Here is a 12,964-nt window from a genome sequence, read left to right as displayed (position 1 = left end):
CCTATGGCGTCAGGAGGTCTGGCCCTGAGCCCGCGCGGCGTCGTCGGCCAGGTCCTCCTGGCTGCGGTTGGCCTCGATGTTGGCCTCCAGGTTGGCCTTCATCCGGTCGACCCGGCCCGCGATCCGCTCCGAGGCCCGGTCCCGCTCCTTGCGCAGCAGCACCCAGCTGAGCGGCGCCGACAGCACCAGGGACAGGAGGAGCACCCACAGGAAGTTCGACTGGCCGTAGCCGTGCGGGAAGATGCCCGAGTAGACGGCTCCCCAGACGACCACGAGGCAGCCGGCGAAGATGCCGAGGCGCATCAGCGTGTAGCGGAGCATCTCAATCCACTCTTCCGTGTCGTACGGTCCGAAACCTCACAAGAGGCACCGTCCAGTGAAGCACGCCCCCCTGCCGATCTTGACAGGGGGGCGGAGCCCCTGGGGCCGTCGAAGGCTTCAGACGCGCATCGGCTGCGGCGACTCGCGGCGCAGCGGGTCCGGGCCGTCGTACTCGCGGATGATCTCGTAGCGGGTGTTGCGCTCCACCGGCCGGAAACCGGCGTCGCGGATCAGCTCCAGCAGGTCCTCGCGGGTCAGCTTGTTCGGCGTGCCGTAGTTGTCCGCGTCGTGGGTGATCTTGTACTCGACCACCGAGCCGTCCATGTCGTCCGCGCCGTGCTGGAGGGCGAGCTGGGCGGTCTGCACGCCGTGCATGACCCAGAAGACCTTCACGTGCGGGACGTTGTCGAAGAGCAGCCGGGAGACGGCGAAGGTCTTCAGCGCCTCCGCGCCGGTCGCCATCTGGGTACGGGCCTGCAGGGTGTTGCGTACCTTGCCGTCCTTCATGTCCACGAAGTCGTGCTGGTAGCGCAGCGGGATGAAGACCTGGAAGCCGCCGGTCTCGTCCTGGAGTTCACGCAGGCGCAGCACGTGGTCCACGCGGTGGCGGGGCTCCTCCATGTGGCCGTAGAGCATGGTGCACGGGGTCTTCAGACCCTTCTCGTGCGCCAGCCGGTGGATACGGGACCAGTCCTCCCAGTGGGTCCTGTGGTCCACGATGTGCTGCCGGACCTCCCAGTCGAAGATCTCGGCACCGCCGCCGGTGAGGGACTCCAGCCCCGCGTCGATCAGCTCGTCGAGGATCTCGGAGGCGGAGAGCCCGGAGATCGTCTCGAAGTGGTGGATCTCCGTCGCCGTGAACGCCTTGAGGGAGACGTTCGGGAGGGCGGCCTTCAGCTCGCGCAGGGAGCGCGGGTAGTACCGCCACGGCAGGCTCGGGTGCAGGCCGTTGACGATGTGCAGCTCGGTGAGGTTGTCACTCTCCATCGCCTTGGCGAGCTTGACCGCCTCCTCGATGCGCATCGTGTACGCGTCCTTCTCGCCCGGCTTGCGCTGGAACGAGCAGTAGGCGCAGGACGCGGTGCACACGTTCGTCATGTTGAGGTGCCGGTTGACGTTGAAGTGCACGACGTCACCGTTCTTGCGCGTCCGCACCTCGTGCGCGAGGCCGCCCAGCCAGGCCAGGTCGTCCGACTCGTACAGCGCGATGCCGTCCTCGCGGGTCAGCCGTTCACCGGAGCGGACCTTGTCCTCCAGCTCGCGCTTGAGCCCGACGTCCATGCTCATCCCTTTCCTCGACGACCCAGTAACCGTAGCCCTACACCTCTTCCGGCAGTTCCCCGACCCGGTTCTCCCACTTGGTGGAGAGCACGATCGTGGTACGGGTCCGGGAGACGCCCTTGGTGCCGGACAGCCGGCGGATGATCTTCTCCAGGCCGTCGACGTCCGCCGCCCGGACCTTGAGCATGAAGGAGTCGTCACCGGCGATGAACCAGCAGTCCTCGATCTCGGGGAGTTCCTTCAGCCGCTGGGCCACGTCCTCGTGGTCGGCGGCGTCGGAGAGCGAGATGCCGATCAGCGCGGTGACACCGAGGCCGAGGGAGGCCGCGTTCACGGTGGCGCGGTAGCCGGTGATGACACCGGCCGCCTCCAGCCGGTTGATGCGGTCGGTGACGCTGGGGCCCGACAGGCCGACGAGGCGCCCCAGCTCCGCGTAGGAGGCCCGGCCGTTCTCCCTCAGGGCCTGGATGAGCTGCCTGTCCACGGCGTCCATGCGATCGAAGCCTTCCCCTGGAAAGTTCTGTGTTCCTGAAGTGATGAGAGGTACTGCGACTTGCTCAGCTGACTGCCGGTGCTCTCACGTCGTCCGGGTCCCGCCCCCGAGTTCGCCCTCCCAGCGGCGGTAGAGCCGGTGCCCGACGCCCGCCGCGTCCAGCACCCGCCCGGCGACGAAGTCCACCAGGTCCTGGATGTGGGTGGCGCCCGCGTAGAACGCCGGGGAGGCCGGCACCACGCTCGCGCCCGCGTCGTCCAGGGCGACCAGGTGCCGCAGGGTCTGCCCGTTCAGCGGGGTCTCCCGTACGGCCACGACCAGGCGGCGGCGCTCCTTGAGCGTGACGCTCGCCGCGCGCTGGAGCAGGTCCTTCGACAGCCCGAGCGCGACACCGGCCACGCAGGCGGTCGAGGCGGGCACGATCAGCATGCCCTTGGCGGGGTACGACCCGGAGGACGGCCCGGCGGCGAGGTCCCCGGCGCTCCAGTACCGCACCCCGGCCACGTCGACATCGAAGGTCCCGGGCTTCCCGTCGGCCCCGAGCGACAGCCATTCCCGCAGGTCGTCCTGCCAGTGCGCGTCCCGGAAGGAGATCTGCGTCTCGTCCAGCAAGGTCAGCCGCGAGGCCCGGCTGACCACCAGGTCGACGGCCTCCCCCGCGTCCAGGAGCGCACGCAGCACGGCGGCGGCATAGGGCGTACCGGACGCCCCGGACACCCCCACGATCCAAGGCACGCGCTGCGTTTCTCCTGCGTTCACACCTTGAGCGTACCGGCGGGGACTGGGGCGCGATGCACTCAGACCGTCAGACCCCGAACCAGCAGATCAAGCAGGGAGCACACGAACAGCGCGATGCCGATGAACCCGTTGACGCTGAAGAACGCCCTGTTCACGCGGGACAGGTCGTGGGGGCGGACGATCGTGTGTTCGTAGACGAACGCTCCCGCCACGATCAGCAGGCCCAGCCAGAAGAACACGCCGGCGTCGGTGCGCAGGGCGTACCAGACGAAGAGGGCCGTCGTGATCGCGTGGCAGACGCGGGCGCCCCAGATCGCCGCCGGGACGCCGAAGCGGGCCGGGACCGACATGACGCCGACCTCGCGGTCGGTCTCCACATCCTGGCAGGCGTAGATCAGGTCGAAGCCGCCGATCCAGATGCCCACGGCCAGGCCGAGGATCACCGCGTCCCAGTTCCACGTGCCCGAGATGGCCAGCCAGCCGCCGACCGGGCCCATCGCCTGGGCCAGGCCAAGGATCGCCTGTGGGAAGTTCGTGAAGCGCTTCCCGTAGGGGTAGACCACCATCGGGATCACCGCGACGGGGGCCAGGGCCAGGCAGAGCGGGTTCAGCAGGGCCGCCGCCCCGAGGAAGATCACCAGGGCGATCAGGGCGCCGGTCCAGGCGTGGCGGACGGACATCGCGCCCGTGACGAGTTCGCGGTGTGCCGTACGCGGGTTACGGGCGTCGATCTCCCGGTCGATGATCCGGTTGACCGCCATGGCGAACGTGCGCAGGCCGACCATGCAGATGGTGACCAGCAGCAGCCGGCTCCAGTGGATGTTCTTGTCCCACTCGTACATCGCGGTCAGCGCGGCGATGTAGGCGAAGGGCAGCGCGAAGACCGAGTGCTCGATCATCACCAGGCGAAGGAACGCCTTGGTCCGTCCTGGCTGCGGAAGCGCAGCGGATGCGCTGGTCACAGGCCGTACTCCCGCCAGCGACGGTCCACCAGCGCGGCCGTCTTCGGGTCCGACAGGACCATCTCCGGCCACCCCCCGTCCCTCGTGTAGCCCTCCTCGGGCCACTTCTTCGTCGCGTCGATGCCGGCCTTGCCGCCCCAGAACTGCTGGTAGGAGGCGTGGTCGAGGTGGTCGACGGGGCCTTCCACGACCGTGAGGTCACGGGCGTAGTCGGTGTTGCCGAGGGCGCGCCAGGCGACCTCGTGCAGATCGTGGACGTCGCAGTCGGAGTCCACGACCACGATCAGCTTGGTGAGGGACATCATGTGCGCCCCCCAGATCGCGTGCATCACCTTCTGCGCGTGCTTGGGGTACTTCTTGTCGATCGAGACGATCGCGCAGTTGTGGAAGCCGCCGGCCTCGGGCAGGTGGTAGTCCACGATGTCCGGGACGATGATCTTCAGCAGCGGCAGGAAGAAACGCTCCGTGGCGCGGCCGAGGGGGCCGTCCTCCGTGGGGGGCCTGCCGACGACGATCGACTGGAGCAGCGGGCGCTTCCGCATCGTCACGCAGTCGATCTTGAGGGCCGGGAACGGCTCCTGCGGGGTGTAGAAGCCCGTGTGGTCGCCGAAGGGGCCCTCCGGCAGCATCTCGCCCGGCTCCAGCCAGCCCTCCAGGACGACCTCGGCGTTCGCGGGCACCTGGAGCGGGACCGTCTTGCAGTCGACCATCTCGATCCGCTTGCCGGCGAGGAACCCGGCGAAGAGGTACTCGTCGATGTCCCCGGGGAGCGGCGCCGTGGAGGCGTAGGACACCGCCGGCGGGCAGCCGAAGGCGATGGCCACCGGCAGGCGCTCGCCGCGCCTGGCCGCCACCTGGTAGTGGTTGCGGCTGTCCTTGTGGATCTGCCAGTGCATGCCGATCGTGCGCTTGTCATGGCGCTGGAGGCGGTAGAGCCCGAGGTTGCGGATGCCCGTCTCCGGGTCCTTGGTGTGGGTCAGGCCCAGGTTGAAGAAGGAGCCGCCGTCCTGCGGCCAGGTGAACAGCGCCGGCAGCCGGTCCAGGTCCACCTCGTCGCCGTGCAGGACGACCTCCTGCACCGGGGCGTTGTCCGGCTTCACCTTCTTCGGCGGCACGTGCGCCATCGCGCCGAGCTTCCCGAAGGCCTCGCGCACGCCCACGAACCCGTGCGGCAGCTCGGGGCGCAGCAGGCCGCCGATCTTCTCGGAGATCTCGCCGTACGACTTCAGGCCGAGGGCCTTCAGCAGGCGCCGGTCGGTGCCGAAGACGTTCATCGCGAGGGGCATGGCGGAGCCCTTCACGTTCTCGAAGAGCAGCGCCGGGCCCCCGGACTTCTGCACCCGGTCGACGATCTCGCCGACCTCCAGGTAGGGGTCGACCTCGGCCTTGATGCGCTTGAGGTCACCCTCACGCTCCAGCGCCCGCAGGAGGGAGCGAAGATCGTCGTAAGCCATGCGACCCAGTATCTGTCACCCGATACGCTGGCCCGGTCACCGGGGCCGTCCCAGAGCACGGGGAGAGCGCACGACGATGCTGAGGTATCTGCCGTTCCTGCTGGTCCTGGCGTTGTGGATCTACGCGTTCGTGGACTGTCTGAACACCCCCGACGAAGACGTCCGCCATCTGCCCAAGGTGGTGTGGGTGATCGTCATCCTGCTCTTCGGCGAGGTGCTGGTCGGCCCGCTCGCCTGGCTGATCACCGGCAGGGCCCGCCGGACCGCGGCGTACGGCGGCGTCGGCGTCGCCGGCACGGGCGGCGCCTGGGTCGCCCCCGACGACAACCCCGAGTTCCTGAAGTCCCTCGGCATGGACGACCCCAAGGGCGAGTGACCCATGGAACTCCGGCTGCTCGTCACCTTCGAGAAGGTCGCCACGGTGCTGAGCTTCACCCGGGCCGCGGCCGAGCTGTCGTACGCCCAGTCCAGCGTGACCAGCCAGATCCGCACGCTGGAGTCCTCGCTCGGCACCGAGCTGTTCGACCGGCTCGGCAGCCGGATCCGGCTCACCGAGGCGGGTGAGCGGCTGCTGCCGTACGCGCGCCGGATCATCGAGCTGACCGAGGAGGCTCAGGCGGCGGTCACCGGCGCCGAGGAGCCGGAGGGCACCCTCACGATCGGCACGATGGAGTCCCTGACCTCCTACCGGCTGCCCCCGCTGCTGGAGTACTTCCACCACCGCCACCCCAGGGTGCGACTCGCCCTGCGCACCACCATCGGCGACGAGACCCGTCAGGCGCTGCGGCAGGGGACGTACGACCTCGGGTTCCTGATGGAGGCGGAGACCGGGCACCCGGGGCTGGAGAGCGCGGTGCTGGCGGTGGAACCGCTGGCGCTGGTCGCGGGGCCGCAACACCCCTTGGCGGGCATGGAGTTCGGCACCCACGACCTCCTGCGGCAGTCCCTGCTCGCCACCGAACCCGGCTGCGCCTACCGGGACCTGTTCGAGCGGGAGCTGAAGTCCCTGGGGGACGTCGGGTTCATGGAGTTCGGCACCATCGAGGCCACCAAACGCGCGGCGGCGGCCGGCCTCGGCATCGCGCTGCTGCCCGAGGTGACGGTCGCCGCCGAACTCGCGGAAGGTTCTCTCGTACGGCTTCGCTGGGAGCCGCCGTTCACGCTTCGGACGCAACTGGCGTGGCGGGCCGGGAAGCGGCTTCCGGCGCACGCGCGGCTGTTCGTGGAGCAGGCGCGGAAGCTGGTGTCCGAACAGGCCGGGCAAGAGTGACCTTCAGGCTCGCCGTCACGATCAGCGGGACGCCGAGCGCCTGGACGAGGCCGATGTGGTGGCCGTACACCGCCCAGTCCATGACCATCGCGACCGCCGGGTAGACGAAGGCGAGCACGGCGATCTTCGAGGTCGGCAGCTTGGCGTAGGCCGCGTACATCAGGACGTACATCACCCCGGTGTGGATGAGGCCGAGCCCGGCCAGCCAGCCCCAGCGCCAGCCCGTGCCGCTCATCGCGCCGAAGTCGGCGAACGGCAGCAGGAGCGGGATGCCGACCAGCACCTGGACGAGGGCGATGAGGTGCGGGCGCACGCCGCTGATCCGCTTGGTGACGAGGGTGGACAGGCCGTAGAGGAGGGCGGCGAGCAGGGCCTGGCCGATGCCCGTCAGGTACGTGCCGCCGCCGCTCGTGAAGTCGGCGGGGGTGACGCCGGAGACCAGGACCAGGCCCGCGAAGGCCAGCGCGATCCAGCCCACCTTGGCAACCGTCAGCCGTTCCCGGAAGAGCAGGGCGCCCAGCAGGACCACGTAGAAGGGCTGCGTGTGGTAGACCACCGTGGCCACCGAGATGGACGTGTTCTCGTACGCCTGGAAGAGCAGGACCCAGTTGAAGACGATGAACACGCCGCCGAGGACGGCCAGTCCGAGCGTGCGCGGGGTGAAGCCGTGGCCGCGCAGCCAGCCGCGGGCGACGACGTAGGAGCCCAGCGCCAGGGCGCCGAACAGGACGCGGAAGAAGACGACGTCGAAGGGCGAGGCGCCCGACTCGACGACGAAGACACCGAGGGTGCCGGAGAGCACCATCGCGGTCGTCAGCTGGGCCGTGCCCTTGTTCTGTGAGGTCATGCCGACGACGCTACGAACGGCCGCCGGGGCCGGTCCACGCGCCAGTGGGGCGTCCTGCCGATGGGGGGCATCGGCGGTGCCGATGCCCGCAGGTCGTACGTCTGTCAACTCACTGAGGGTGACCCGCAGGTACTCGGACTGGCGACCGCGGCCTGGTGCCGGGCTGGGCGAGTTACCTCAGGAGGGCGCAGTTCGGGGTGACCGTCCCGGAGGCCGGCCGCAGCCGTCGACGTGCCGGATGTCGGCCTGGGCGGCGATCTGGGGGGGGCCAGGAACTGGTGCTCTTGAAGTGCTCTCCCAGCTGAAGCCAGGAGATTCCCACCTACCTTGCGGTGGCGGGCTTGACGCCTCGTGGGCGCCTGACGACTGCCCTTCCGGCAGCCGGGACGAGCGCGGGGCCCGTCCGATACAGGTGCAGGACGTTCCGGGCGGCATTGTGGTCGGCGTTGCCAGCCCAGCCGCAGCCTTCGTTCTTGCACACGAACACGGCCTGGGACTCCCGGCTGCCCGGCGTGGTGAAACCGCACATCGAGCAGCGCCGGGAGGTGCCGGGTGCGGGAACCTGGTGCAAGCTGCCGCCGTGACGGGCGGCCTTGTACGTCAGCATCGTCACTGTCCTGCCCCACGCCTCCTGGCTAATGGAACGGTTCAGAGCGGACTTCTGCGTGACGTTCTTCCCCGGGTTCTCCACGGTGCCCCTGGCACTCTTGACCATGTTCGGGATGTCCAGGTCTTCCACCACGATCACGCCGTAGGTGCGGGCGAGTCGGGTGGTGGTCTGGTGCTGCCAGTCGTTCACCACATACCGGCACGGCGTCCTCACCGACGCCATGCTGAGGCGGTGCGAGGAGATCATGCGGGACGTGTGCACGGACTTCGAGGCCGAGCTGAAGCAGTTCAACGGCGAAGAGGACCATGTGCACCTGCTCGTGCACTACCCGCCCAAGGTCCAGCTCTCCAAGCTGGTCAACTCCCTCAAAGGCGTCTCCGCCCGCCTGCTGCGCAAGGAGCACGAGGCGCATATGCGCCGGTACCTGTGGGGCGGCCACTTCTGGTCCGGCTCCTACTTCGCAGGCTCATGTGGCGGGGCGCCGCTGACCGCCGTACGCCAGTACATCGAGAACCAACAGCGCCCCGCATGAACTTTGCAGGGTCCTCGGGGTCCTCGAACGACTACCGCCGGGCCCCCATCGCGTAAGCGGGGCTCGCCGACCTGACGGGGCCTGCCGATCTCGGCTCCCGCCAGACCGGATCCCCGTGGGTCAGTCGCCGATGGAGGTCTCGCGCAGCACGAGGTCGAGCAGCCCCGGGAAGCGGGCGTCGAACTCGACCCTCCTGAGCCGGTTGACCCTCTTCGGCCCCTCGTCACGCTGTTCCACCAGACCGGCGCCGCGCAGTACCGAGAAGTGATGGCTGAGGGCCGCCTTGCCGACGGGCACGTCGAAGCTGCCGCAACTGCGGGACCAGTCGGCCGAGGAGGCCAGCTCCCTGACGAGGGTGACGCGTACGGGGTCCGCGAGGGCGGCGAGCGCGGTGAGGACGGGCACGTCGTCGGGGTGGGTGTGCTCGGGGGCGGCCCGATGACCGGTGGCGGCCACGTGACCCTCCTCACTGCCGTGTGCCACTTGCCGAATGGCGGCGGGCGCCGGGGCGGTGTACGGCGTGGTGTCCTCCGCCGCGAAGGCCGCCTACGCCAAGGAGCACGGCTACGACGAGGTGTTCGTCGGTGCCTTCCAGGAACCGGTACGGCAGGCGACCAGCGGCCGGGGTGTCGACCTGGTCCTGGACCCGGTCGGCGGCGACACCCTGCGCGCCGGCCTCGCCTCCCTCGCCCCCTTCGGCCGCCTGGTCTCCTTCGGCAACGCGAGCTCGGCCGAGCCATGGACGGTGGGCCAGCCGGAGCTGTACCCGCTCGGCGTCTCCGTCTCCGGCTTCTCCATCCTGAGCCTGGCGACGACCGCCCCGGCCGAGCTGCGCCGCTTGTCGGAGCGGGCCTTCGCGAAGGTCGTCGACGGAACGGTCGCCCTGCCGGTGACCGCCGAGTTCGCCCTGGCGGATGCGGCCGACGCCCACCGGCTGATGGGCGCCCGGGCCAGCACCGGCAAGCTGCTGCTGCGGGTGGGCGCGTAGCCGTCCCGACCCGACCCGTCCCTCAGACCCTGGCCCAGCTCTGCGAGGACGCCCCCGACTGGCAGGTCGCCTCGGCCGTGCCGCCCCCGAAGGCGAGGTCGAGGCAGCCGCCGTCGTAGACCGTGCGCAGGGAGTTGCCGGAGCCCGTCGTCCAGCGCAGGTTGCTGCCGCCCTGTGAGCAGTCCCCGACGAAGACGGCCTGGTTGTTGCCGTTGGCGCTCAGGCAGGAGCCGGTCGACACGTTGACCACCTTCACACTGCCGCCGGCCGCGCTGCGGAAGGTCCAGCGTGCGGTGGAGTCGGAGCAGCTGCCGAGGCCGGTGGAGCTGTAGATCTGGGTCAGGCACTTGCCGTTCTCGCCGTTCTTCAGCCGGAAGGAGCCGGATCCGGGGCTGGTGGTGGAGGTTTCGCCTGATCCTCCGGCGGCTCCACTGGAGGAGCCCCCGGAGGAGCCGCCCGAAGCTCCGCCGGACGAGTTGCCGGTACCGCCCGAGCTGTCGCCCGGGGAGCCGGAGCCCGAACCGGAACCGGAACCGGAGTGGGTCCCGCTCCCCCGGTCACCGCCGCCGGTGCCGCCGTCCGGGTCCGTCTTGCCGGGCTTCTTCTTGCTGGCGGGAGAGGCCGACCTGCTCTTACCGGGTTTCGGCGTACCGGAGGGCGCTCCGGTGTGCGCGTCGGCCGAGGCGGAGGCGGTGACCGACGCGGACGGGGTCCCGCCCGCGTCGGCCCGGTTCGTGTCGGTGACGTAGGGCGCCAGCTGGAAGGCCAGGGTGGCGGCGCCGACGACCACGACCGGTGCGACAACCACGAGGAGGCGGTTGCTCCGCCGCGCCGGCTTCTCCGGTGCATCCGGCTTGGCCGGCTCCCGCTCGGGCCCTCGTACGACGACTTCGGGCGCGTCCGGCACCTCGGGCGCGTCCGGCACCTCCGCCGCGAACGCCGCGCGCGCCGCAAGCCGTTCGTGGACGGCCGCGGGCCACCTCCCGGGGCCGGACGGGCCCCGCCCTGCCGCGAGTTCGAGAAGTTCCGCGGCGGTGGGCCGGCCCTCGGGGTCCTTGTCCAGGCAGGAGGCGACGACCGAGGCCAGCTCCGGGTCGCGTTCGTGCAGCTCCGCCAGGTCGGGCTGTTCGTGCACGATCCGGTACAGCACCCCGTGCCCGGACTCGTCGCCGAAGGGCGGCCGTCCGCACGCCGCGAACGCCATCACGGAGCCGAGCGCGAACACGTCCACCGCGCCGGTCAACCGCTTGAGGCCGGAGGCCTGTTCGGGCGACATGTAGGCGGGGGTGCCCACCACCATGCCGGTCCTGGTCAGCTGGCTCTGGTCCGCGGCCCGCGCGACACCGAAGTCGATGAGGGTGACACCGTCGAGGGTCAGCATGACGTTGGACGGCTTGATGTCCCGGTGGACCATGTCCAGCTCGTGCACGGCCGCCAGCCCGGCCGCGGCCTCCCGCAGCAGCCACCACAGCGCCTCGCTCGGCAGCGGTCCGCCGTGCGCCTCGACGGCGGCGTTCAGGGTCAGCCCCGGCACGTAGGCGGTGGCGAACCACGGCGGGCGGGCGTCGCGGTCACCGGCGAGCAGGGGCGCGGTGGCCCCGGCGGGCAGCCGGGAGAGGCTGTCCAGCTCGTGCCCGAAGCGGCGGACGAAGTCCTTGTCCTCGGCGCCGACGGACGACAGCATCTGCTTGACGGCGGCGTACCGGCCCTCGTACACCCCGAGATAGACCCGGCCCATGCCGCCGGCACCGAGCCGGCCGACCAGCGGGATCGGCCCGATCCGCCGGGGGTCGTCGCCCTCCAGCGGCTCGACGCCGACATCTTCCCTGTTTTCCCCGTTGTTCAACTCGCTCTCCCTGCACCTGATGTGATGCTGATTCACCGGCCTGGGCCGACAACCCGGCGGTCCAACATATTGGTTCGGACCGTGCCCCCGTGCCCCGTCTCGCCGTGTCACCGTTGCCCCGGCCTCCCCCCGTGCCGGACAGTGAGGCCATGGATCTGGACACGGCCCGTGCCTGGCTCGCCACCGCCCTCGCCGAGGCCCGCGCCGGGCGCGCCGAGGGCGGCATCCCGGTCGGCGCCGCCCTCTACGGCCCCGACGGCACCCTGCTGGGCCGCGGCCACAACCGCCGCGTCCAGGACGGCGACCCGTCCCTGCACGCGGAGACGGCCGCGTTCCGGGCGGCGGGACGGCAGCGGTCGTACCGCGGTACGACCATGGTCACCACCCTCTCCCCCTGCTGGTACTGCAGCGGACTGGTCCGGCAGTTCGGCATCTCCCGGGTGGTGATCGGCGAGGCCGTCACCTTCCACGGCGGCCACGACTGGCTCGCCGAGCACGGCGTGGAGATCGTCCTGCTGGACGATCCGGAGTGCGTCGAGCTGATGCGCGGCTTCATCGGCAGCGAACCCGACCTGTGGAACGAGGACATCGGTGAGTGATCCCCGTATTCCGACGATCGATCTGCGGCCCTGGCGGGACGGCGACGCCGAAGCCCGCGCCGGCCTCGCCCGTACCGTCGACCAGGCCCTCCGGACCGCCGGTTTCCTGCTGGTTACCGGGCACGGCGTCGACCCTGGCCTGTGCGCCCGGATCCGTACGGCCGCACGGGGCTTCTTCCTGCTGCCGGACGACGTCAAGCGGCGGTACGAGGCCAAGGTCGGCGGTCGCGGGTGGCTCGGGCCCGGGGCCGAGGCCAACGCGTACGCGGAGGGGACCGAGACGCCGCCCGATCTGAAGGAGTCGCTGACGTTCGCGACGGACGAGCCGTTCGACGACCCGGTGGTCAACGCCGAGTGGTACGCCCCCAATGTGTGGCCCGCCGAGGCACCCGGGCTCCGGCCGTTGTGCGAGGAGTACCTGGGGCACATGGCCGGGCTGGAGAAGCAGTTGCTCTCGCTGCTCGGGTACGCGCTCGGGCTCGAACCCGACTTCTTCTCCCGGCACATGGACCATCCGACGTACGGCTTCAACATCAACTGGTATCCGGGGACGGAGGTCGTCGGGGAGGCGGAGCCGGGGCAGTTCCGGATCGGGCCGCACACCGACTTCGGGACCGTCACGATCCTCGACCGGCAGGCGGGCAAGGGCGGGCTCCAGGTGTACACAGATGCGGGCGGGTGGGAGGACGCGCCCTACGACCCGGCCGCCTTCACCATCAACATCGGTGATCTGCTGGCCCGTTGGACCGGCGACCGGTGGCGTTCGGGGCGGCACCGGGTGCTGCCGCCGCCCGCCGACGCGCCCGCCGAGGAGCTGATGTCCCTCGTGTACTTCGGCGAGTGCACCCCGGGCACCCTGGTGGAGTCCGTGCCGGCGCCGGTGGGCCGGGTGGCGTACCCGCCCGTCGACTCGCACGTGTATCTGCGGGAGAAGCTGGACTCGATCACCGTCGGTTGATCACTTCCGCGTTCGCGGCGCCGCTTCCCCGACCCGGTCCCTCATGCCCCAGCCATTTTCGTGAC

At 70.4% G+C, this 12,964-nt stretch carries 14 protein-coding genes and 2 pseudogenes; 6 read left to right on the top strand and 10 right to left on the bottom strand.

Going from position 1 to position 12,964, the window contains the following annotated elements:
- Positions 1-9: 9 nt before the first annotated feature.
- From ACWD35_RS21355 to ACWD35_RS21330, 6 genes are all read right to left on the bottom strand, one after another.
- On the bottom strand, positions 10-321 hold the full coding sequence (locus ACWD35_RS21355; RefSeq protein WP_451352870.1) for a DUF4229 domain-containing protein: 312 nt from the start codon (positions 319-321) through the stop codon (positions 10-12).
- A 117-nt stretch (positions 322-438) separates the two neighbouring features.
- Positions 439-1,602: an aminofutalosine synthase MqnE gene (gene mqnE / locus ACWD35_RS21350; RefSeq protein ID WP_451352992.1), complete on the bottom strand. Its 1,164-nt coding sequence runs from the start codon at positions 1,600-1,602 to the stop codon at positions 439-441.
- Between the two features lie 37 nt (positions 1,603-1,639).
- Positions 1,640-2,095 carry an Lrp/AsnC family transcriptional regulator gene (locus tag ACWD35_RS21345; protein WP_451352869.1) on the bottom strand — a complete coding sequence of 152 codons (456 nt, stop codon included), beginning with the start codon at positions 2,093-2,095 and terminating at the stop codon, positions 1,640-1,642.
- 84 nt (positions 2,096-2,179) lie between these two features.
- Positions 2,180-2,830, bottom strand: coding sequence for a UbiX family flavin prenyltransferase (locus ACWD35_RS21340; RefSeq protein ID WP_451352991.1), 651 nt, complete (start codon positions 2,828-2,830; stop codon positions 2,180-2,182).
- 62 nt (positions 2,831-2,892) lie between these two features.
- Positions 2,893-3,795 (bottom strand): menaquinone biosynthesis prenyltransferase MqnP, encoded by a 903-nt coding sequence (mqnP, locus tag ACWD35_RS21335; RefSeq protein WP_451352868.1) that lies wholly within the window; start codon positions 3,793-3,795, stop codon positions 2,893-2,895.
- Positions 3,792-5,249: a menaquinone biosynthesis decarboxylase gene (locus ACWD35_RS21330; protein ID WP_451352867.1), complete on the bottom strand. Its 1,458-nt coding sequence runs from the start codon at positions 5,247-5,249 to the stop codon at positions 3,792-3,794. The genes mqnP and ACWD35_RS21330 overlap by 4 nt, the downstream gene beginning before the upstream one ends.
- Positions 5,250-5,325: 76 nt before the next feature.
- Here ACWD35_RS21330 and ACWD35_RS21325 point away from each other — a divergent pair, with 76 nt between their 5' ends.
- Positions 5,326-5,625 carry a PLD nuclease N-terminal domain-containing protein gene (locus tag ACWD35_RS21325; RefSeq protein WP_451352866.1) on the top strand — a complete coding sequence of 100 codons (300 nt, stop codon included), beginning with the start codon at positions 5,326-5,328 and terminating at the stop codon, positions 5,623-5,625.
- A 3-nt stretch (positions 5,626-5,628) separates the two neighbouring features.
- Entirely contained in the window at positions 5,629-6,519 is an 891-nt protein-coding gene (locus tag ACWD35_RS21320) for a LysR family transcriptional regulator (RefSeq protein ID WP_451352865.1), read from the top strand.
- Here ACWD35_RS21320 and ACWD35_RS21315 read toward each other — a convergent pair.
- Together ACWD35_RS21315 and ACWD35_RS21310 are read right to left on the bottom strand one after the other, a co-directional pair.
- Positions 6,407-7,366 (bottom strand): DMT family transporter, encoded by a 960-nt coding sequence (locus ACWD35_RS21315; RefSeq protein WP_451352864.1) that lies wholly within the window; start codon positions 7,364-7,366, stop codon positions 6,407-6,409. The genes ACWD35_RS21320 and ACWD35_RS21315 overlap by 113 nt on opposite strands.
- A gap of 322 nt (positions 7,367-7,688) precedes the next feature.
- Positions 7,689-8,162, bottom strand: a pseudogene (locus ACWD35_RS21310) (RNA-guided endonuclease InsQ/TnpB family protein); the annotation flags it as partial.
- Here ACWD35_RS21310 and tnpA point away from each other — a divergent pair.
- Complete coding sequence (tnpA, locus tag ACWD35_RS21305; RefSeq protein ID WP_451352863.1) at positions 8,122-8,508, top strand: IS200/IS605 family transposase; 387 nt, start codon at positions 8,122-8,124, stop codon at positions 8,506-8,508. The pseudogene ACWD35_RS21310 and the gene tnpA overlap by 41 nt on opposite strands.
- A 120-nt stretch (positions 8,509-8,628) precedes the next feature.
- On the opposite strand, the gene ACWD35_RS21300 is transcribed toward tnpA, so the two are convergent.
- Positions 8,629-8,964: an ArsR/SmtB family transcription factor gene (locus ACWD35_RS21300; RefSeq protein WP_451352862.1), complete on the bottom strand. Its 336-nt coding sequence runs from the start codon at positions 8,962-8,964 to the stop codon at positions 8,629-8,631.
- 37 nt (positions 8,965-9,001) lie between these two features.
- Between ACWD35_RS21300 and ACWD35_RS21295 the strand changes: the two are divergent.
- Positions 9,002-9,496, top strand: a pseudogene (locus tag ACWD35_RS21295) (zinc-binding dehydrogenase); the annotation flags it as partial.
- 22 nt (positions 9,497-9,518) lie between these two features.
- On the opposite strand, the gene ACWD35_RS21290 reads toward ACWD35_RS21295, so the two are convergent.
- On the bottom strand, positions 9,519-11,342 hold the full coding sequence (locus tag ACWD35_RS21290; protein WP_451352861.1) for a protein kinase domain-containing protein: 1,824 nt from the start codon (positions 11,340-11,342) through the stop codon (positions 9,519-9,521).
- A 149-nt stretch (positions 11,343-11,491) separates the two neighbouring features.
- On the opposite strand from ACWD35_RS21290, the gene ACWD35_RS21285 reads away from it, so the two are divergent.
- Entirely contained in the window at positions 11,492-11,941 is a 450-nt protein-coding gene (locus ACWD35_RS21285) for a nucleoside deaminase (protein ID WP_451352860.1), read from the top strand.
- Positions 11,934-12,899, top strand: coding sequence for an isopenicillin N synthase family dioxygenase (locus ACWD35_RS21280; protein ID WP_451352859.1), 966 nt, complete (start codon positions 11,934-11,936; stop codon positions 12,897-12,899). Before ACWD35_RS21285 ends, ACWD35_RS21280 begins: the two co-directional genes overlap by 8 nt.
- Positions 12,900-12,964: the final 65 nt, after the last annotated feature.

This window comes from Streptomyces sp. NPDC002671 (assembly GCF_053592475.1).
The sequence above is the reverse complement of the archived record's forward strand: the minus strand, read 5'-3'. Positions and strand labels throughout refer to the sequence as shown.